This window comes from Nocardioides sp. LHD-245, from assembly GCF_030929495.1.
Classification (GTDB): Bacteria; Actinomycetota; Actinomycetes; order Propionibacteriales; family Nocardioidaceae; genus Nocardioides.
This window is the reverse complement of record NZ_JAVFWN010000003.1, coordinates 312,428-333,065: the sequence shown is the minus strand read 5'-3', so window position 1 is coordinate 333,065 and position 20,638 is coordinate 312,428. Positions and strand designations below refer to the sequence as shown.

Annotated in this window: 11 protein-coding genes; 6 read left to right on the top strand and 5 right to left on the bottom strand. The window is 72.1% G+C overall.

Annotated features, from left to right (window positions below; all coding sequences use genetic code 11):
- Nucleotides 1-23 precede the first annotated feature (23 nt).
- The 4 genes from RB608_RS06570 to RB608_RS06555 all read right to left on the bottom strand — a co-directional run bounded on the left by RB608_RS06570 (nucleotide 24) and on the right by RB608_RS06555 (nucleotide 3,951).
- Complete coding sequence (locus tag RB608_RS06570; protein ID WP_308087014.1) at nucleotides 24-1,589, bottom strand: long-chain fatty acid--CoA ligase; 1,566 nt, start codon at nucleotides 1,587-1,589, stop codon at nucleotides 24-26.
- A gap of 140 nt (nucleotides 1,590-1,729) precedes the next feature.
- The gene (locus RB608_RS06565) at nucleotides 1,730-2,632 is read right to left on the bottom strand and encodes a phosphoribosylaminoimidazolesuccinocarboxamide synthase (protein ID WP_308087013.1); all 903 of its coding nucleotides are present in this window, start codon (nucleotides 2,630-2,632) and stop codon (nucleotides 1,730-1,732) included.
- A 45-nt stretch (nucleotides 2,633-2,677) separates the two neighbouring features.
- Nucleotides 2,678-3,376: a hypothetical protein gene (locus RB608_RS06560; RefSeq protein ID WP_308087012.1), complete on the bottom strand. Its 699-nt coding sequence runs from the start codon at nucleotides 3,374-3,376 to the stop codon at nucleotides 2,678-2,680.
- Nucleotides 3,373-3,951 (bottom strand): sigma-70 family RNA polymerase sigma factor, encoded by a 579-nt coding sequence (locus RB608_RS06555; protein WP_308087011.1) that lies wholly within the window; start codon nucleotides 3,949-3,951, stop codon nucleotides 3,373-3,375. The genes RB608_RS06560 and RB608_RS06555 overlap by 4 nt, the downstream gene beginning before the upstream one ends.
- 171 nt (nucleotides 3,952-4,122) lie before the next feature.
- Here RB608_RS06555 and RB608_RS06550 point away from each other — a divergent pair, with 171 nt between their 5' ends.
- Both RB608_RS06550 and RB608_RS06545 read left to right on the top strand, forming a co-directional pair.
- Nucleotides 4,123-4,485 carry a hypothetical protein gene (locus RB608_RS06550; RefSeq protein ID WP_308087010.1) on the top strand — a complete coding sequence of 121 codons (363 nt, stop codon included), beginning with the start codon at nucleotides 4,123-4,125 and terminating at the stop codon, nucleotides 4,483-4,485.
- Between the two features lie 73 nt (nucleotides 4,486-4,558).
- On the top strand, nucleotides 4,559-7,117 hold the full coding sequence (locus RB608_RS06545; RefSeq protein ID WP_308087009.1) for a LuxR C-terminal-related transcriptional regulator: 2,559 nt from the start codon (nucleotides 4,559-4,561) through the stop codon (nucleotides 7,115-7,117).
- On the opposite strand, the gene RB608_RS06540 is transcribed toward RB608_RS06545, so the two are convergent.
- Nucleotides 7,056-8,531 (bottom strand): MFS transporter, encoded by a 1,476-nt coding sequence (locus RB608_RS06540; RefSeq protein ID WP_308087152.1) that lies wholly within the window; start codon nucleotides 8,529-8,531, stop codon nucleotides 7,056-7,058. The genes RB608_RS06545 and RB608_RS06540 overlap by 62 nt on opposite strands.
- A gap of 81 nt (nucleotides 8,532-8,612) precedes the next feature.
- Here RB608_RS06540 and RB608_RS06535 point away from each other — a divergent pair, with 81 nt between their 5' ends.
- The 4 genes from RB608_RS06535 (at nucleotide 8,613) to RB608_RS06520 (ending at nucleotide 20,447) form a co-directional block, all read left to right on the top strand.
- Nucleotides 8,613-9,116 (top strand): hypothetical protein, encoded by a 504-nt coding sequence (locus RB608_RS06535; RefSeq protein ID WP_308087008.1) that lies wholly within the window; start codon nucleotides 8,613-8,615, stop codon nucleotides 9,114-9,116.
- Between the two features lie 8 nt (nucleotides 9,117-9,124).
- Nucleotides 9,125-14,839 (top strand): Ig-like domain-containing protein, encoded by a 5,715-nt coding sequence (locus RB608_RS06530; protein WP_308087007.1) that lies wholly within the window; start codon nucleotides 9,125-9,127, stop codon nucleotides 14,837-14,839.
- 152 nt (nucleotides 14,840-14,991) lie between these two features.
- Nucleotides 14,992-15,552, top strand: a complete 561-nt coding sequence (locus RB608_RS06525; protein WP_308087006.1) for a hypothetical protein — start codon at nucleotides 14,992-14,994, stop codon at nucleotides 15,550-15,552.
- Nucleotides 15,553-15,560: 8 nt separating this feature from the next.
- Nucleotides 15,561-20,447, top strand: coding sequence for an Ig-like domain-containing protein (locus RB608_RS06520; RefSeq protein ID WP_308087005.1), 4,887 nt, complete (start codon nucleotides 15,561-15,563; stop codon nucleotides 20,445-20,447).
- Nucleotides 20,448-20,638 lie beyond the last annotated feature (191 nt).

Below are 20,638 nucleotides of genomic sequence, written 5' to 3'. Positions count from 1 at the left end.
AGAGCGCCGGCGAGGGCGCCCGTTCAGCTGAGCTCGCGCTTGAGGATCTTGCCGGTGGCGGTCATCGGGAGGGCCTCGACGATCTCGACGACGCGCGGGTACTTGTAGGCCGCCATCTGCTCCTTGCCCCAGGCCACGATCTCCTCGGGGGTGGCGCTCGCGCCCGGCTTCAGGATGACGAACGCCTTGATCTCCTCGCCGTGGCTCTCGTGCGGGACGCCGATCACGGCCGCGAGGGACACGGCGGGGTGGGTGAGGAGGACCTCCTCGATCTCGCGCGGGTACACGTTGAAGCCACCGCGGATGATCATGTCCTTGGAGCGGTCGACGATGTAGTACCAGCCGTCGGCGTCCTTGCGGCCGAGGTCGCCGGAGCGGAACCAGCCCTCGGCGTCGATCGCCTCGGCGGTGGCGTCGGGCCGCTTGTAGTAGCCCTTCATGATGTTGTGGCCCTTGATGGCGATCTCGCCGATGCCGTCCGGGTCGGTGACCTCGTCCCAGGTCTCGGGCACGAGGAGCTTCATCTCGACGCCGGGGATCGGCGTGCCGATCGAGCCCACCCGGACCGGCGAGCCGTGCGGCGAGAAGCTGGCCACCGGTGACGTCTCGGAGAGGCCGTAGCCCTCCAGGATGGTGACCCCGAAGCGCTCCTCGAACTGGTGGTGCACCTCGACCGGCAGCGCCGCGCCGCCGGCGACCGCGACCCGGAGGTTGGCGGCGAGGGTCTTCACGTCGACGGTGTCGTCGAGCGCGTTCAGCAGGCCCCAGTACATGGTCGGGACACCCGCGAAGAAGGAGACCTTCTCCTTGAGCATCAGGCCGATCGCGGGCGCGGCCTCGAACCGCGGGAGCATCACCACGGTGCCGCCGAACGCGAAGCCGCCGTTCTGGATGACGGTCTGGCCGAAGGAGTGGAACAGCGGCAGGACGCACAGGTAGGTGTCCGGGCGGGCGGGGTCGGCGCCGAAGAGGTCCGTGCCGGACAGCGCGTTGTCGCGCATGTTGCGGTGCCGCAGCTCGGCGCCCTTGGGCTGACCGGTCGTGCCGGAGGTGTAGAGGATGACGGCGGTGTCGTCGTCGTCCACGGCGACGGTGTCGAACGTCGGCGCCTGGCCGGCGAGCGCCTGACCGAAGGTCTCGGTGCCCTCGATCGGCGACGGCGCGGTCGGGTCGGCGGTGATGACGAAGAAGTGCTCGCAGTCCCCGTTGTCGCGGGCCTCCTGGAAGCCGGCGTACGCCTCGGCGCCGATCGCGAGCTCCGGCGTGCCCTGGAAGGCGAAGTAGGCCTTCGCGTCCGAGTCGCCCAGGTGGTAGGCGACCTCGCGGCCCTTGAGCAGCACGTTGAGCGGGACGACGGTCGCGCCGGCCTTGAGGATGCCGTAGTAGACGATCGTGAAGTACGGCAGGTTCGGGCAGCTCAGCGCGACCTTGTCACCGGGCTTGATCCCCCGCGACACCAGGAGGTTGGCGACCTGGTTGGCCGCGCCGTCGACCTGCGGGTAGGACAGCCGGGTGTCTCCGAAGACGATCGCGGTGCGGTCGGGAAAGTTCTGGGCGCTGTTCTCGAGGAACTCGGCGAGGTTCGTCATGCGCACAAACTACTGGCCGGTCGTGAGCCCGGTCACTGGTCGTGGGCCCAGAAGCTCGCCGGGGCGGTTGTGCGCGGGACTAACCGCGTCGGTGAGGTGGCAGTAACACGCTGCTCGCGCCCCGCCCGTCCGCTCTCCGGTCAGAAGGTCTCGCCGGTGAGGAGCTCGTAGGCCTCGATGTAGCGACGGCGGGTGCGCTCGACCACCTCGGCGGGGAGCGGCGGCGGAGCCTCCCCCGACGCCTTGTCCCAGCCGCTCTCGGGCGAGAGCGCCCAGTTGCGCACGATCTGCTTGTCGTACGACGGCTGCGTGCGGCCGGGCTGCCAGTCGTCGGCGGGCCAGTACCGGGAGGAGTCGGGGGTGAGCACCTCGTCGGCGAGCACGATCCGGCCGTCGCCGTCGGGGACGACGCCGAACTCGAACTTGGTGTCGGCGAGCAGGATCCCCTGCTCGCGGGCGATCTCCTCGGCCCGGCGGTAGACCCGGAGGGTGAGGTCCCGCAGCGCCGCGGCGGTCTCGGCGCCGACGGTGGCGGCGACGGCGTCGTACGAGACGTTCTCGTCGTGGTCGCCGAGCTCGGCCTTCGTGGCCGGCGTGAAGATCGGCTCGGGCAACCGGCTGCCGTCCTCGAGACCCGCGGGCAGGGCGATCCCGCAGACCTCGCCGCTGGCGCGATAGTCGAGCAGGCCGGAGCCGGTCAGGTAGCCGCGGGCGACGCACTCGACGGGGAACATGTCGAGGCGCTCGCAGATGACCGCGCGACCGCGCACGGCCGCGGGGACGTCCGTGGAGATGACGTGGTTCGGCACCAGGGACGCCAGCTGCTCGAACCACCACAGCGACATCCGGGTGAGGATCTCGCCCTTGTCGGGGATCGTCGTCGCCAGCACGAAGTCGAAGATCGACAGCCGGTCGCTGGCGACCATGAGCAGCTTGCCGGCATGCGGGCCCTCGGTGAGCTCGTAGAGGTCACGCACCTTGCCGGAGTGCAGATGGCGGGCGCCGGGGAGCTCCGGGGCGGGCGGGATGTTCGCGAGCGTCACGGGCGACAGCCTATTGAGCGGGCGACCGTCCGCGCGCGGGCGGTCTCAGCCGGTCGCCGCGACGATCGCCTCCTCGTAGTCGGCCCGCGTGACCCGCTGCGCTGTTCCGACGACGTCGAGGAAGTCGGCCCTGGCCATCGCGGTGCCCTCGAGAATGAGGATCGTCGTGCGATTCATGGACACCACGGCCGCGCGATACTGGACGTCGCCTTGCTTCCACTCGGCGAGCAGGGCGCGCTTGCCCAGGACGGTGATCTCCCGCCGAACGTCCGCGTCCTCGTAGCGGTCGTAGCGAAAGGGGTCGCGCACGTTGCCCACCGTCACCGTCAGCAGCCGTGCGTCGCCGGGGCCGCTCCACGCGACCTCGCCGACCTGCTCGTCGATCCCGATCTCCCAACCCACGGCCCTGATCAACACCGGGCGCTTCGGAATCGGCGGCAGCTGGTCGGCCCTGCTGCTCGGGGTGGGGGTCCCGCTCGGCGGAGCGGTGACGGTGCTCACCGGGGCGGCGGGCTGCGGGTCCACGGCCGGCTCCGGCCCGTTCAGGCGGCCGAGCCAGGCGGCGCCGGCGACGACGGCCAGGACCGCCGCGGCGGCGGTGAGGACGGGCAGCACGCGGCGGTGCCTGCGGACGGGGACGGGGGTCTCGACGGGGGCGAGGGTCATGATCTCCTCCAGCAGCTCGGCGCGACCCTCGTGGAGGTGGAGACCGGCGACGACGGCGTCGGTGATCGGACGGTTCATCGGGGGCTCTCCTTCGGGATCGACGGGACGGGTTCGCTGGGAAGATGTCCGGCGCCGGGCGGATCGTTGCCGAGCAGCGCACGCAACCGGGACCGCGCCCGCGACAGCCGCGGCCGTACGACGGTCGCCGGGAGACCGAGCACCTCGGCGATCTCGCGCGGCGCCAGTCCCTCCCACAGGTGCAGCTGGAGGACCTCCTCGTCGCGAGCGCTGAGCCGCTTCATCGCGGCGGTCACGTCCGCGCGGTGCACGGCCTCGTCGGCCAGATCGGCGACGGCATGGGCGAGCTGGCCGCGCAGCCGCTCGCCGAGCGCGGTCCGTCGCCCCTCCCCGCGCCGGTGGTTGGCGAGCGTGCGCCGCGCGACGCCGTACAGCCACGGCCGGGTGCCGTCCCCGCGCGGCACGTGCGCCAGGCGACGCCACGCGACCAGGAAGGTGTCGGCGGTGACGTCCGCCGCGTCCTCGGGGCGGTCGGTCCGGCGCAGCGCGAAGCCGAGCACCGCGTCGAAGTGCGCGGCGTACAGGCGGCGGAAGTCGTCCTCCCGGGCGGCTCCGAGATCCGCGATGTCCCTCATACCTCTCCCATGTCCGGATCCGGGACGATCGTTGCACCGCGGAGGCGCGGAGGCGCGGTTCACCAACCAGAATTGCCGTCACCCGGGCTCCCCGACGACGAATTCGGTCGTCGGACCGCACAGACAGGGGGCGCCGGACGGCAGCGGGAGGGCGGGTGGCAGAGTGAGGCCATGACGGAGTCCGCGCAGCCGCTCATCGACAGCACGTCCTTCGCCCCCGGCCAGGTGATCTGGGAGGACGAGGTCTGGATCCTCGCCCGCCACGACGCCGGTGACCGGCTCGGCCTGACCCTCCACCACCGCGAGCCCGAGGCCCTCGGCCAGCTCTCCGACGAGCACGCCTCGCAGCTCGGCCGGATCGGCAACCGACTGATCCGGATCATCGAGCACCTGCCCGAGTCCGGACGGGTCGGCTTCGCCCGCACCTCCGAGGACCACGTCCAGCTCGCCTTCCAGGCGGAGGGCGTTCCCGAGAGCCGCCTGCACGACATCGCCGTCAAGCTCGCCAACTGGGGCGGCGAAGCACGCGTCTGACCTCCGGCCAGTCCCGGATTCGGCTCACAGCGTCGCGGCCCGCCACTAGAGTCGCCCCGAAAGGGGGCGACTCATGACGGGACCGGTCCTGCTCGCACGTCCCCGCCTGCACGCGCGGCTCGACCCCGACGAGCCGCGACTGGTCGTGCTGTCGGCCCCGAGCGGCTCGGGCAAGACCAGCCTGGTCCGTTGCTGGGTCGCGGCCCGCGCGCCCGGCGAGGTCATCTGGGTGACCCTTGAGACCGACCATGTCGCGCGGACGAACTTCTGGCGAGCCGTGCTGACCAACGCTGGCCGGCTCGGCGTGCTGCCCGCCACCGAGGCCGCCGGGCTGGTCGACGACATCGAGCGCGCCGCGGACCTGCCGGTCCTCGTCGCGGGCGCGCTCTCCGGGCGCGGGCCGCTCGTCCTCGTCGTGGACGCCCACGAGCGGCTGCGGGACGACACCGGCCCGGTCGACGCCGACCTGGCCCAGCTGGTCCGGCTCTGCCCCGACCTCAAGGTGGTCGTCACCACCCGGACCACCACCGGCCTCGCCAGCCCCGGGCGCACCCTGCGCGGCGAGGTCGAGCTGTTGACGGGTCCCGACCTCTCCTTCACCGAGGAGGAGACCCACGAGCTGCTGACGGCCTTCGGCGAGCCGGGGGTCGCCGAGCGCGCGATCGGACTGCACGCGGCCACCGGCGGGTTCCCGCTCGCGGTCCGCGCCGGCATGCTGTCGCTGGCCCGCGCCGCGGCCGACCCGAGCACGCCCGACTGGCAGTCGCTGGTCGCCGAGGACCTGCGGGTCCAGCTCGGCACCGGAGCGGCGTACGACCTGGTGCTGGCGACCTGCCTGCCGCCGTACTTCGACGCCGACCTCGCGATCGAGCTGGCCGGGACCGCCGAGGTGAAGGAGACGCTCGCCGAGCTGGAGTGGAACGGCTTCGGGCGCTGGATCCCGTTCGCGCCCGGCCGCCAGGTCTTCCAGTACGTCGAGTCGCTGCGGACCGCGATGCTCGCCGACGCCGCACGTCTCCCGGCCCCGACCCAGGCCCGTCACGCCCGACTCTCGGCGACCTGGCTGTACCGCAACGCCAACTTCGAGACGGCGTTCGACGTGGCCGTCGGCGCCCGGCAGTACGACGTCGCCGGCCGGGTCTACGCCGCGCTGGTGGCCAGCAACCCGGAGACCATCACGACCGCCCGGTTCGACCGTCAGCTGGCGAGCGTCCCGAGCCGCGCGCTGACTCAGTACCCCGCGCTCGCCCTCGGCCGGGGGCTCGCCTGCCACCGGGATCCGGCCACGCTCGGCGCGGCGGCGGAGTACTTCAAGATCCCCGCGTCCTGGGTCGGCCCGCCCCCGCCCACGGCCACCCCCGGCGAGGTGCTCATGCTGCACACCGCCAAGGTCGCCAGCCTGCGCGCGCTGGGCCGCTTCGACGACTCCGGTCGCGCCGCCCAGCAGGCGCTCGCCCACTTCGACACCATCCCCGACGGGGAGCAGCACCACGTCGCCGACCTGGGCGCCACGACGTTGCGCCACCTCGGCTACTCCCTGTTCCAGGACGGGCAGGTCGAGGCGGCCCGCACCGCCGCGATGCGAGCGATCACGATGAGCTCCCGCGCGGAGACGCTCAATCAGACGGCCGTCTACGCGGTGGGGTTCAACGCGATCGACGGGCGGTGCGGCGAGGCCCGCGCCGCGCAGGCCCACGTCGACCCCACCGCCTGGCGCCCCGGCCAGACACGCACCTACGTCAACGCGATGGGCCGGATCGGGCAGGCCGCGCTGCTGCTCGACGACTTCGAGCTGACCGCGGCGATCGCCGAGTACGACGACTGCGCCTTCGTCGCCGCCTCGGAGTTCTGGCCGTTCGTCACCTGGACCCTGATGCACGCGCGCCTCGGCCTGGGCCACGCGGCCACCGAGGCGCACCGGGTCGAGGCCGCCCTCGCCCGCACCCCGGCGCCACCAGGCACCACCGACAGCCTCGGCGGCGCCGCGGTGCGGGCCGCCCTCGCCGTGCTCTGGCTGGCGGCCGGCAACCGCACCAAGGCCGGGCCGCTCCTGCGCACGCGCACGAGGTACGCCGGACAGGTGGCCCCGGCGGTCCTGCTCGGCCGTCTGCTCGCCGGCGAGGCGACCGAGGCGCTCGGTGTGCTCCCCCGCCTCGAGGCGCGCCCCGGCCACACCACCCGCTCCCTGGCCGCCGTCCTCACCCTCGGCGCCGCGGCGGCGCTGCGCGCCGACCGCCCCGACCCGGCGGCGGCGCTCCTGGACCGCGTCCTCGCCATCGTCGGGTCGGGCGGCGCCCGCGCCCACCTGATGTACCTGCCGGCGCCGGACCTGGCCGCCCTCCGCACGCTGGCCACGGACCAGGGCGACACCGCACTGCTCGACTACCTCGCCGCGCCGGTCCCGGACTGCATCACCGGGGAGATCGTCGCGGCATCGCTGACCCCCCAGGAACGCACCGTGATCGCGGCCTTCGCCCGGCATCCCACGCGGGCCGCGGTGGCCGCCGCCCTCCACGTCTCGGAGAACACCGTGAAGACCCACCTGCAACGGATCTACCGCAAGCTCGGGGTCAACTCCCGTGAGGCGGTCGTCCAGAAGGCGATCGAGCTGGATCTGCTGGCCCGGCGCTGACCGGCACCGCGGCCCTCCGCGTCGTGAGGGCCAGCACCGCGGCGGCCAGCAGCCCCGAGGCCGCGCAGATCGACCAGACGGCGTAGTAGCCCCCGAGACTGCCGCCGCTCACCTCCAGCGTCCCGGTGCGCGCCAGGCAGATCGCGAAGATCGACGAGGCGATGCCGCCGCCGACGGTCTTGGCCGCGTTGGTGAGCCCTGTCGCCGAGCCGACCCGCCCCGGCGGCGCCACGGCGGCCGCGGCCGCCGGGATCGCCGCGATCAGGCCTCCCGTCCCGAGACCGATCACCGCCATCACACCCCAGACCGCGCCCGGGCTGCCGTGCAGCGGCAGCCACGCGGCGTATCCGACGGCGTAGACGACGCATCCGGTCACCATCGCGCGACGCGCGCCCAGCAGCCGGCTGACCGGACCGAGCGACAGAGCGCCCACCGCCAGGCAGGCGACGTAGAGCGCGATCCGTGCCGAGCCCTCGGCGGCGGTGAGGCCGAAGCCGTAGCCGTGCACGTCCGGGTCGCTGCGGAAGTACGTCGACAGCGGCACCTGGGCACCGAGCAGCGACATGCCGACGAGGAAGGCCGTGGCCTGCACGCTCCACTGGGCCGGGTGGGCGAGCAACCGGACGTCGACCATTGGGTCGGGGTGGGCGGCCTCGTAGCGCCACCACGGCACGAGCAGGGCCAGGCCCGCGACGACCAGCAGCCACGCGGGGACCGAGGTCGCCCCGTCGACCCGGATCAGGACCAGACCGCCGAGGACGGCCAGGACGGCCAGGGTCATCAGGCCCAGTCCACCCCAGTCGAAGCGGCCGCCGGCCTCGCCGGGGACGTCCTCGAGGAGCGCGAGCAGCGGAAGGCACACGGTCACCACGACCGCGGGCAGGATCAGCATGGTGGTCACCGAGACCCGGTCCGCCAGCTGCCCGGCGAGGATCGCGGCGACGATGATCGCCACCTCCAGCGTCGCGACCAGGATCGCGGCCACCCGGCGGGTGAGCCGGCCCTGGTCGTCGCGTCCGGCGGTCCGGCGGTGGATCACCGCCACCTCGATCGGCAGCCACACGACGTAGATGCCCTGCAGCGTCCAGGCCACCAGCATCAGCGGGAAGCTCGGCGCGAACGCGATCCCCCAGGTCGCGGCGGCGGTCACCGCCGTCGCGATGATCAGCACCCGACGGTGGCCGACCAGGTCGCCGAGGCGGGCCAGCGGGGGCACGACCAGCGCCGAGAAGATCAGCTGGGACGCCTCGAGCCAGTTGAGGTCGGCGTACCGGACGTCGAGGTCGTGGGCGATGTCGACCATGATCGGGCCGTAGTAGCCCTGGATGACACCGCTGGCGACCTCGACGGCGGCCAGCAGGGCGATGACGGCCAGGAGCGGGTGACCCGGCGGGCGACATCCGGGACGGAGCATTGTCACCCGAGCAATGGTGGGGGTTCGCTGGGTGTGCCGGTGCGCATCGTCCGCACCGCGGACCGAAAGTTGCTCCCCACCATGCGTGCTCCCCGCATCCCTGCCCCCTTCAGCCTGCCCTCCTCCGGGCGGCCGGCGGCAGCCTGCGCCGCGACAGCGGTCCTGCTGGCCCTCTCCGCATGCTCGGGCGGGTCGCCCGACCATGAGGCCGAGGCGGAGGCCCGCGCGAAGCCCGCGGAGCGCCCCGCGCCCGACTTCGTCGGCGTCCAGCACGAGCTGCCGGATGGTGCGGCGCTGGACAACGACCCGGACCTCTACGAGCACGTCACACAGACCGGGTGCGAGGCGACGACCGAGGGCTGGCGAGCCGAGGGCACCGCCGAGAACACCGGGACCGAGGAGCAGGCCTTCTCGGTCCTGGTGCTCTTCACCGACCCGCAGGGACGGAGCGTCGACTCGGCCGCGACCTCCGTCACGGTCGGCCCGGGCGAGACCGGCGACTGGATCGCCGAACGCGATTTCGATGCACCCGCGGGGACGCTCTGCGTCGTCCGCGCCGTCAACGCCGTCAACGCCGCGAAGTGAGGCCTCCCATGAAGCTCCCCCGGATCGCACTCTCCGCGGCGCTCGCCGTCAGCGGCGCGCTGGTGATCACCGGCCTCGGCACGACGCTGGCGCCCGCCGCCCAGGCGGCCACCGTGGGCTGCGACACGCTGACGGCGGCCGGCTATCGCCAGTCGACCATCGCCACCGGCCTGACCACGCCGCGTGCCATCGACGTCGCCGCCGACGGCGTGGTCTACGTCGGCAACGGCGACCAGGTCGACAAGCTGACGCCCTCGGGTGGGAGCTACACCCGGACCACCGCGGAGGGCACTTACGCGCCGTACGCGCTCGCGGTGGGGACCGACGGCACGATCTACGTCGCCGACCGGCCCAACGGCAACGTGGAGAGGTTCGTCCCCTCGGGCGGCGCCTACACCGCGGAGAACGTGGCCTGGGGCCTCGGCGGCGGGCTGGGGGCGCTGGACGTCGACCCGTCGGGCACGGTCTTCGTCGGCGACACCGTCAGCCAGCGGATCACCAAGCTGACGCCGGGGCCTGGCGGCTACACCCCCTCCGGGGTGGAGTCGCTCCCGCTGCCGACCCAGGTCCACGGCGTCTCCGTGGCCGGCAACACCCTGTTCTTCACCATGGGCGACACGGTGCGCGCGCTGAACATCCCGGGCAACACCGCGGGCACCCCGCTCCCGACGGCGGGGCTGTCGTCCCCCGGCGGGCTCGACCTCGACACGTCCGGCGCGACGCCGCCGATCGTCGTGGCGGACACCGGCAACGACCGGCTGGTCCGGATCGGCGCGGCGCTCGAGGACCAGACGACCCTGCCGGCCGAGGGCCTCGACCAGCCCCAGGACGTCACGGTCGACACCGACGGCGGCATCTATGTCGCTGACACCGGCAACGGCCGGGTGGTCAAGCTGACCCCCGTCGCGGTCGACGCCGTCGCCGACACCGCGACGACGACCTCCGGCGACGCCGTCACCACCGACGTGCTCACCAACGACTCCGGCGACGGCACCGACCTCGCCGACCCGACCATCGCCGAGAACCCGGCCCACGGCAGCGTGACGGTCAACCCCAACGGCACCGTCACCTACACTCCGGACGCCGGCTTCTCCGGCACCGACAGCTACCGGTACGCCGTCCGCGACTCCGCCGACCCCGCGAGCGTCTGCGCGACCGCGACCGTGACCGTCACCGTCGGCCAGGACAACGCCTGCGGCCCGGTCGGCAGCACCGGTCCGCTGACCCGGCTCCCGATCGAGACCGGCACCGACTACCCCACCTACTTCGACGTCGACGCCGACGGCGGCATCTTCGTCACCGACTCCGAGAACGGCGAGATCGTGAAGCTGACCCCGTCCGGGTCGGGCTACAGCCGATCGGTGGTCATCCCCGGCATCGGCAACGTCACCTCGATCGCGCTCGACGACTCCGACGGCACGCTGTGGGTGGTGCGCTACCCGGATGAGGTGCTCGAGCTGACCCCGTCCGGCTCGACGTACACGGTCGCCAACACCTACAGCGGCGGCCTCCTCAACGGCCTCGGCGGCATCGACGTGGCTCCGAACGGCGACGTCTACGTGAGCATCAACGCCACCTCGTTCGGCTCCGGCGGCGTGGTGCGGATGTCCGGGGCGGGCATGGCCCAGACCCAGGTGATCGGCGGCCTCGAGGTCCCGCACCAGGTGACGGTCGACGACGACGGCGCGGTCTACGTCGCCAGCTACACGCGCGTGGTGAAGCTCGACGGCACCACGCAGACCGACGCCGTCACCGGCCTCGGCAGCGGCCAGGGCGTCGCCGTCGACAGCACCGGCACGCTCTGGATCAGCAGCACCGAGGACCCCGGCGTCTGGACGGCGGCCCCCTCCGGCGCCGGCTACGCCCCGAAGCAGCTCTACGCGCCCTGGGGAGCGAACCACGCCTACAACCTCGTCGTCACCGACGACGACGAGGTCTTCGTCGCCGACTTCGAGAAGCTCTGGGAGTTCGGCCCGCTGTCGGTGGACGCGCAGGACGACTCGGCCACCGTCGGGGCCAACGGCTCGGTCACCACCGACGTGCGGGCCAATGACGTCACCAACTCCGTGCTCGACGACATCAGCGTGGTCGGCGCGCCCGCGCACGGCACCGCGACCGTCAACGACGACCACACGATCACCTACCGGCCGACCCCGGGCTTCTCGGGCACGGACCACTACGACTACCGGGCGTTGGACGAGGACGGGCTGGTCTGCGCGGTCGCACGGGTGACCGTCACGGTCACCACGTCCGACGGCTGCGGCGACCTCCCGTCGAAGGAGTACGGCTACGACTTCCTCGTCAGCGACGACGACTTCACCGAGCCGACCGGGGTCGCGATCGACCCGCGGAACTTCATCTTCATCTCCGACGCGGCCGGGGCCCAGGTGAACGCCTGGGCGCCGGGCGCCGGACCGTCGCCGATCGACGGCGGCCAGGACCTGGACCCGCAGGGCATCGCCGCGGACGCGCAGGGCAACGTCTACTACGCCGACGAGGGCGAGCACGAGATCGTGAAGCTCACCTGGTCGGAGGACGACTTCAACTACACGACCAGGACCGTCCTCGCCCAGAACCTCCAGCGCCCCGCCGGCGTCGCGGTCGATGCCGACGGCAACGTGTTCTTCACCGAACGCGCCAGCGGCCACGTCCACCGGCTCACGCCGTCCGGTGGGACGTACACGTCCTCGCTCGTGGCCTCCGGCCTGAACAGTCCGCGCGGCATCGCCGTCGACGCCGACGGCAACCTCTTCGTCGCCGACCGGAGCGACAACCGGGTCGTGAAGCTGACGCCGTCCGGGCCGGACTACACGCTGAGCGTGGTGTCCACGAGCCTCAGCGGACCGATCGGGGTGACCGTCCGTCCGGACGGTGCGGTCCTCGTGGCCGACACCGACAACCAGCGGGTGCTCCAACTGACGCCGAACGGCTCCGGCTATGCCCAGACCGTCGCCCAGCACTGGGACACGCGCACGCCGACCTGGATCGTCGCGCCCGACAACGATCGGCTGATCGTGTCCGACCCGGCGAACGACGACATCCTGATGATGGTCACGGTCGGCATCACCGCCGAGGACGACACGGCGACGACGACCCTGCAGACCCCGGTGACCACCGACGTGCACGCCAACGACACCGGCATCGATGGCGTGGAGGCCGTCACGACGGTGTCGGTGCAGCCCGACGGAGGTACGGCGAGCATCGGCCCCGACGGGAGGATCACCTACACCCCGCAGGCGGGCTTCTCGGGGACGGACCGCTACGTCTACCAGACCCGCGTCACCATGGAGGGGAGCGCCGAGTTCATCGGGATCATCGCCTTCTTCCACATCGACGTCTGCGACTCCGCCGAGGTCACGGTGACGGTCCCCAATGTCTTCGCCGCCGGCCCCGGCGTCACCACGCCGCAGAACGAGCCGGTGACGGCCCCGCTCGCGGGCATCGCGAGCACCCAGGGCAAGCCGCTCGACCCGACCGCGGTCACCCAGGTGCAGGAGCCGGACCACGGCTCGCTGTCGATCGACGCCACCAGCGGCGCGGTCACCTACACGCCCGACGACGGCTACAGCGGCGGCGACTCCTACCGGGTCCGGGTCTGCGACACGGCCGATCCGGTCGAGTGCGCGGAGATCACAGTGGCCGTCACCGTCGAGGCGAACACGGTCACGGCCGTGGACGACACGGCGACCACCGACGTCGTGACCCCGGTGAGCACGGACGTCACGGGCAACGACGTGTCCGCATCCGGCCAGGCCTTCGACGACCCGACGGTCACCTCCGGACCCGAGCACGGGACGACGAGTGTCGGATCCGGCGGGATCACCTACACCCCCGCCACCGGATTCTCCGGCAAGGACTCCTACGACTACGAGGCCTGCGACACCAGCACTCCGACCCCGGTCTGCGACACGGGCACGGTCACCGTCACCGTGCGCAACGGCTTCCTCCCCGGACCGGACGTGCAGACACCGCAGAACACGCCACTCGTCACGCCCCTCGATGGCCACGTCACCACGTCGGGCCGGCCCCTCGACCCGGAGTCGGTGACCTCGGTGACCGCTCCCGGTCACGGCGTCATCACGATCGACCCGGCGACCGGTGCGGTGACCTACAGCCCGGCCTCCGGCTACTCGGGCGCAGACAGCTACACGATCAAGGTCTGCGACACCTCGGCACCGATCCAGTGCGCGGACGTGATGATGGGGGTGACGGTCGGAGCCAACACCGTGACCGCTGGTGACGACACCGCCTCGACCACGGTCGGAACGGCGGTCGCCACCGACGTCACGGTCGACGACATCTCCGCCTCCGGCCAGCCCCTCGGCGACCCGACCGTCTCGTCGGCGCCGGCCCACGGGAGCACGACCGTCGACGGTGACGCGATCACCTACACCCCGGATGCCGGGTTCTCCGGCGAGGACACCTACGCCTACGAGATCTGCGACACCTCGCACCCGACCCCGGTCTGCGACACCGCGACCGTCACCGTGACCGTCGACAACATCTTCACCACCGGCGCCACCATCACCACGGCGTACAACACCCCCGTCACCACCGGCCTCGACGACTACGCCACCACCACCGGCATGCCCCTCGACCCGGCCGCGACCACCACGGTCACCACTCCCGACCACGGCACCATCGCGATCGACTCCACCACCGGAGCCATCACCTACAGCCCGACCCCCGGCTTCAGCGGCGCGGACGACTACACCGTCCAGGTCTGCGACACCTCCGCTCCCGTGCAGTGCACCGAAGCCACCGTCGAGGTCACCGTCCAGGCCAAGCCGGCCCCGACGAGCGGACCCACCATCACCGTCCACGCCCCCGACAAGGCCACCCTCAAGGTCACCAAGACCGGCAACGTCAAGCCCGTGGCCCTCACCGGCTCGGTCACCATCACCGGCATCAACCCCGCCACCCGCGTCACCGGCAAGACGATCACCGGCAAGACGATCACCGGCAAGGCGACCCTCTACGGGCCCGCCAAGAAGGCCGGCCCCGGCATGTGCACGCCGGCCAACGCCGTCGCGACCGTGCCCTTCGCACCCGTCAACGGCACCACGGCGCTCCCGCCGGTCGCCGTCACCCGGCCCGGCCACTACACCTGGGTCGCCACGACCAGCGCCGACGGTGACAACACCGCCAGCACCCAGTCGTGCGGCTCACCGGACTCGACCACCCTGGTCCACCGCCCGTCCCTGCCGGCCAAGGTCACCGTCAAGACCGGCTACACCGGGGTCGTCGCCGACCCGTCGGTGCACGGCCGCCGGATCCGACCCGTCAAGGTCACCATCCCCGGCATCGGGTTGAACGCCCGCCTCGAGACCGTCGGCATCCGCAAGCGGGACATGGTGATCCCCACCGACACCGCCCGCGGCGGTTGGCTCGCCGGCTCCGCCGCACCCGGCGAGTCGGTCGGCTCCACCGTCATCGCCGGCCACGTCTCCGACCGAGGCGACCGCCCCGGCGCCTTCGGCAAGCTCCGCAGGGCCCGCCCCGGACAGATCGTCACCGTCCGCACCGCCGACGGCACCCGGCTGCGCTACCGCATCGAGACCGTCACCACCCAACCCCGCACCAAGGGACTCACCGGCACCGCCACCTCGACCACCGGCGAGCACCAGCTCACCCTCGTCACCTGCACGGGCCGCGTGACGTACCGCAACGGGAACTTCCACTACACGAAGAACCTCATCGTCACCGCCACACCGATCGGATGAACCGCGGGCAGGCACCGGCTCGTCGAGGCGTCGGCCAGGTGACGCGGTGGGCGACATTCACGGCAGTTCGTTGTTCGACAGTCCGGCCCAGCGGTTCGCTGAACCCGCCGGTGCGTGTCGTCCGCCCCACGGAACGAAAGCTGCTTCCCCCCATGCGTGCTCCCCGCAATGCCCTCCCCTACCGTCGCGCCCTCGGCGCGATCGGCGTCGCCCTCACGCTCGCTCTCGCGCTGAGCGGCTGCGCCGGCGACGGTACCGAGGCCGACGAGAAGTCATCGGCGTCGGGAGTGACGAAGGGCTCGGGCGGCGAGTCGGACAGCACGTCGGAGAAGAAGGACGACGAGGCCGGCGAGCCGGTGCTGGGCAAGCCCGCCAAGGACGAGGTGCCCACGTTCGTCGGCGTCCAGCACAAGCTGCCCGCAGGCAAGGCCCTGAAGAACGTGCCGGACCTCTACGAGCAGGTCGCGCTCACCGGCTGCGAGGCCACCGACGGCGGCTGGGCCGCCACCGGCACCGCCGGCAACGAGTCCGGCGAGGACCTGAGGTTGACGGTGCTGGTCCTCTTCACCGACGCCCAGGCCCGGATCGTCGACTCCGCCGCCACCACCGTCGCCGTACCCGCGGGCGGCAACGAGACCTGGACCGCCGAGCGCGCCTTCGCCGCCCCGGTCGGCACCCAGTGCCTGGTCCGCGCCGTCTCCCAGGAGAAGTGAGAACCATCATGAAGAAGTCTCTGCACGTCACGCTCTCCGGACTGATCGCCGCCACCGGCACGCTGGTCGCGGTCGGCCTCGGCGCCGCTGTCGCGCCCACCGCCCAGGCCGCGCCGACACAACCCTGTGGCCCGCTCGGCTCGTCGGGGTACGTGGTCTCGGCGGTCGCCACGGGGCTGTCGGCTCCGGTGTCCGTCGCGGTCGACGCGGGCGGCAGCGTGTTCGTGGGCGAGCGCACCTCCGGCCACGTCGAGAAGTTCACCCCGTCCGGAGGCGGGTACGCCAACACGAAGCTGCCCGACAGCTTCAACGTCCCGTACGGCGTCGCGGTCGACGCCACCGGCAACGTCTGGGTGACCAACTCCTCGGGCAACCACCTCGTCCGGATGCTGTGGAACGGCTCCACGTACCAGCCGCAGACCCCGTCACCGGATGGCATCTACGTCCCCGGGGACGTAGCCGTCGACAGCTCCGGCGGCGCGTACATCGCGTCCGCCGTCTCCGGCACCATGTCCGGCGTCCCCAGCGGTCGTCAGATCCTGAAGCTCTCCCCGACCGCTCCCTGGACCACCTCGGTCGTCCGCGACACGACCGGCGACACCTGGGGAGTGGCGGTGGGACCCGACGGCAGCGTCTACAACACCGAACACCCCGACAATGTCGTCCGCTCGAGGTGGGCCAGCGGGAGCTGGTCGTCGGTGACCATCCCGAGTACGGGTCTGTCCTCGCCGCAGGGCCTCGCCGTGGATGCCGGCGGCACCGTCTATGTCGCCGACACCGGGAACGACCGGATCGTGAGTTTCGTACCGTCCGGCCCCTCCTCGTGGAACCAGGTCGTGCTGCCGATCGGCGGACTCGGCGCTCCCCTCGATGTCGCCGCCGCCGACGACGGGGTGGTCTACGTCGCCGACACCGACAACAACCGCGTCCTGAAGGCGGCCCCGGTCACCGTGGACGCCACGGCCGACACCGCGAGCACCACGCTCGGCAACGCCGTCATCACCGACGTGCGCAGCAACGACGACGCGACGGGAGCCACCCTGGCCGACCCGACCATCGCGAAGAACCCGAAGCACGGCACCGCCACGGTCAACGCCGACGGCACCATCACCTACACCCCGGCAGCCGGCTTCTCCGGCACCGACACCTACTCCTACGCCGTGGGCGACAACGGCAGCCCGGCCAGCGTGTGCGCCACCGCCACGGTCACCGTGAAGGTCACCCAAGGCAACGCGTGCGACCCGGTGGGCACCACCGGCGAGGGCACGCGGCTCCGGATCGAGACCGGCGTGAGCGATCCCAACTACTTCGACGTGGACGCCGACGGCAGCATCTTCGTCACCGACTACGCGGAGAAGGAGGTCATCAAACTGACCCCCTCGGCCTCCGGCTACGACCGCACGGTCGTGGCCACCGGCGTCGACAATGCGAGGGCCATCGCGATCGGTGAGGACGGCACGCTGTGGGTGACCGGCTTTCTGGGGCGACTCCTGAAGCTGACCCCCTCGGGAGCCGGGTACACGATCGCCGACACCTACACCGGGGGGCTTCTCTCGGGCCTCGGCGGCGTCGACGTCGGCCCCGACGGGAACGTGTACGTCAGCATCAACTCCACCTCGTCCAGCTCGGCAGGCGTCCTCCGGCTGGAGCCCGGATCGGGCATGGCGCAGACCCAGGTGGCGAGCGGCCTCCATTTTGCGGGCCAGGTGGACGTCGCCGAGGACGGCGCCGTCTACGTCGCCAGCCGCTCCCGGGTGGTCAAGGCGGTCGACAACGGGGCCGGCTGGACCCAGACCGACGCGGTCACCGGTTTCCCCACGGGCACCACGGCCGAGGGCGTGGAGGTCGACGACACCGGCACTGTCTGGATCGCCGCCGGCGACGCCGGTGTCTTTCGGGCGACACCGTCAGGCTCCGGATACAGCGCCCCCCAGCCGTACGCCCCCTGGACCGGCGATGAATACACCCTCACCGTGATCACCGACGCGGACGACACCGTCTACGTGTCGTCCTCCGAAGACCTGTGGTTCTTCGACGAGACCACCCTGCGGGCGAGTGACGACACCGCCACCACGAGCTCCCCGAGGCCGGTGACCACCGACGTCCGCGCCAACGACACGTCCAACGTCCGGCTCAGCGACGAGCCGACGGTCCTCAGCGCGCCCGCGCACGGTACGACGACCGTCAACGACGACGGCACCATCACCTACACCCCCGACGCCGGCTGGCACGGCACGGACACCTACCGCTACCGGATCGGCGACGACAACGACGGTGACCCGTCTCGGGTGTGCGACATCGCCACGGTGACCGTCGCCGTCACGTCCCCGACCGGCTGCGGCCTGCTGCCGACCTCGGCGTACACCTCCCGGAGCACCGTCATCTCCAACCTCCGGGAACCGAACGGCATCGTGAGCGACGCCAACAACACCATCTGGCTCGCCGACTCCGGCTACGCGATGGTGGCGACCGCGTGGGGCCCCGGCTACACCCCGAACACCATCGACGGCACCGGCGGCATCGACCCGCAGGGCATCGCGATGGACAGCGTCGGCGCTGTCTATTACGCCGACGAGGGCGAGCACGAGATCGTCAAGCTGACCCGGACCGGCTACACCTGGGCCCGTACCGTGCTCGCCACCGACCTGCAGCGACCCTCGGGGGTCGCCGTCGACGCCGACGGCAACGTCTACTTCTCCGAGAACTCCAGCGGCGACGTGCACAAGCTGACCCCGTCCGGGGGCAGCTACACGAGCTCGCTGGTCGGCTCGGGTCTCGAGCGTCCGCGGGGTGTCGCCGTCGACGCCGACGGCAACGTCTTCGTCGCCGACTGGGCCGACGAGGACAAGATCGTGAGGCTGAGCCCGTCCGGCGCGACGTACACCAGGTCCGTGGTCGCGCTCGGTCTCGACAACCCGTACGGCGTCGCCGTCCAGCCCGACGGCACCCTCCTCGTCGGCGACTCCGGGAACAACCGGGTGCTGCGGCTGATCCCGAACGGCAGCGGCTACGACCAGGAGACCCTCACGGTCTGGGGCAGCAGCTCGCCGAGATGGATCGCGACCATGCCCTCCGGTGACCTGCTCGTCACCGACCAGGACGCCAAGACGATCGTCCGACTGGGCAGGGTGAGCATCACCGCCGCCGACGACACGGCGTCCGTTCCCGCTCCCATGTCCGTGTTCACCGCGGTACGGGCCAATGACGCCAAGACCCCGGCCAGCCCGGCCATGTCACTCCCGACCGTGGTCGGCAGCCCCGCCAACGGCGCCGCGAACGTCGCCGGCGACGGCCGGATCGTCTACGCCCCCGCCCACGGGTTCTCCGGGCTCGACATCGTCCGCTACCGGGTCACCGACGACGAGACCTCACCCCACGTCTGTGCCGCGGCCGACCTCCGCGTCACCGTGCAGAACGTCTTCATGCCCGGCACCGTGAGCACCCCGCAGAACACCCCGGTCACCACACCGCTGTCCGGCCTGGCCAGCACCAACGGAGCCCCGCTCGCCACCGACCACATCTGGTCGATGGGCAACCCTCAGCACGGCAGCATCGCGATCTACGACGTGCCGTGGGACCGGCCGATCCGCGTCGACTACCTGCCGGACCCCGGCTACAGCGGACCGGACAGCTACACCCTCAACCTGTGTGACCAGTCCGAGCCCCAGCAGTGCGCCGATGTCGCCGTCCAGGTCACGGTCGGCACCAACACCGTCACGGCGGTCGACGACTCGGTGGTCACCGATGCCGCGACCCCGGTGACCACCGACGTCACCGGCAACGACATCTCGGCCTCGGCACAGGACCTGGCGGCGCCCACGGTCACCTCGGCGCCCGCCCACGGGGACACCTCTGTCGGCGCCGGCGGGATCACCTACACACCGGCCGCCGGGTTCTCCGGCGGGGACTCCTACGAGTACCAGGTCTGCGACACCAGCACGCCGACCCCGGTCTGCGACACCGCGAGGGTCGCCGTCACGGTCTCCGCCCCGCCCGGCCCGACGACGGCACCGACGATCTCGGTGACCGCGCCCGCCAAGGCCACGCTCAAGGTCACCCGGAGCGGCCGGGCCAAGCCGCTCGCGCTGACCGGGCAGGTGAGCATCACCGGCCTCCATGCTCGCCGGACGACGGCCGGCACCGCCACTCTCTACGGCCCGGCCAGGAAGCCCTCGGCCGCCACGTGCACTCCTGCCGACGCGGTCGGAACGGTGTCCTTCACGCCCGGCAACGGCAGCATCCCGCTCCCGGTGGTCACCGTCACCCGGCCCGGCTACTACACGTGGGTCGCCACGACGAGCGCCGACAGCCGGAACCTCGCGGCCACGCAGTCGTGCGGCGCGGCCGGGGCGACCACCCTGGTCCACCGACCCGACCTCGGCCGGGTCGAGGTCAGCACCGGCTACTCCGGTGTCCGTGCCGACGGCTCCACCGCCGCTCGCAGGATCCGCCCGGTCAAGGTGAGCGTCCCCGCGGTGGGGCTGCGCGCCAAGGTCGAGACCGTCGGCATGCGCAAAGGCTCGATGAGGATCCCGACCGACGTCTCCAAGGGCGGCTGGCTCAACGGGTCCGCCGCTCCCGGCGAGACCGTCGGCTCCACCGTCATCGCCGGCCACGTCTCCGACCGCGGCGACCGCCCCGGCGCCTTCGGCAAGCTCCGCAGGGCCCGCCCCGGACAGGTCATCACGGTCCGTACCGCCACCGGCACGGCCCAGCGCTACCGGATCGCCACGATCACGGCCCAGCCCCGGGCGAAGGGGCTCGGCGGCGCCACGGTCTCCACCACCGGGGAGCACCAGCTCACCCTCGTCACCTGCACCGGGAGGGTCACCTACCGCAACGGGCGCTTCCACTACACGAAGAACCTCGTGGTCACGGCCACGCCGATCGGATGAGCCGTTGGACCCGGCCCGTGGGTGACATGACGGGCGACATCCGCCTCCCGGCATTGCGGGCAGCACGGCGGTACGCGTTGGCTTGACCCGCGGCGCGTGGCTCCGCGCCCGCGGACCACGCGCACAGCACCGGCGTCGCGGGTGGGGCGACGACGCCGGCAGACGGGTGCGACCCGGACGGCCCACTCCCC

Coding starts and splice junctions, on each gene's coding strand:
- RB608_RS06530 (WP_308087007.1), top strand. CDS start 9,125: ATGAAGCTCCCCCGGATCGCACTCTCCGCGGCGCTCGCCGTCAGCGGC.
- RB608_RS06540 (WP_308087152.1), bottom strand. CDS start 8,531: ATGCTCCGTCCCGGATGTCGCCCGCCGGGTCACCCGCTCCTGGCCGTC.
- RB608_RS06560 (WP_308087012.1), bottom strand. CDS start 3,376: ATGAACCGTCCGATCACCGACGCCGTCGTCGCCGGTCTCCACCTCCAC.
- RB608_RS06570 (WP_308087014.1), bottom strand. CDS start 1,589: ATGACGAACCTCGCCGAGTTCCTCGAGAACAGCGCCCAGAACTTTCCC.
- RB608_RS06545 (WP_308087009.1), top strand. CDS start 4,559: ATGACGGGACCGGTCCTGCTCGCACGTCCCCGCCTGCACGCGCGGCTC.
- RB608_RS06525 (WP_308087006.1), top strand. CDS start 14,992: ATGCGTGCTCCCCGCAATGCCCTCCCCTACCGTCGCGCCCTCGGCGCG.
- RB608_RS06520 (WP_308087005.1), top strand. CDS start 15,561: ATGAAGAAGTCTCTGCACGTCACGCTCTCCGGACTGATCGCCGCCACC.
- RB608_RS06555 (WP_308087011.1), bottom strand. CDS start 3,951: ATGAGGGACATCGCGGATCTCGGAGCCGCCCGGGAGGACGACTTCCGC.
- RB608_RS06535 (WP_308087008.1), top strand. CDS start 8,613: ATGCGTGCTCCCCGCATCCCTGCCCCCTTCAGCCTGCCCTCCTCCGGG.
- RB608_RS06550 (WP_308087010.1), top strand. CDS start 4,123: ATGACGGAGTCCGCGCAGCCGCTCATCGACAGCACGTCCTTCGCCCCC.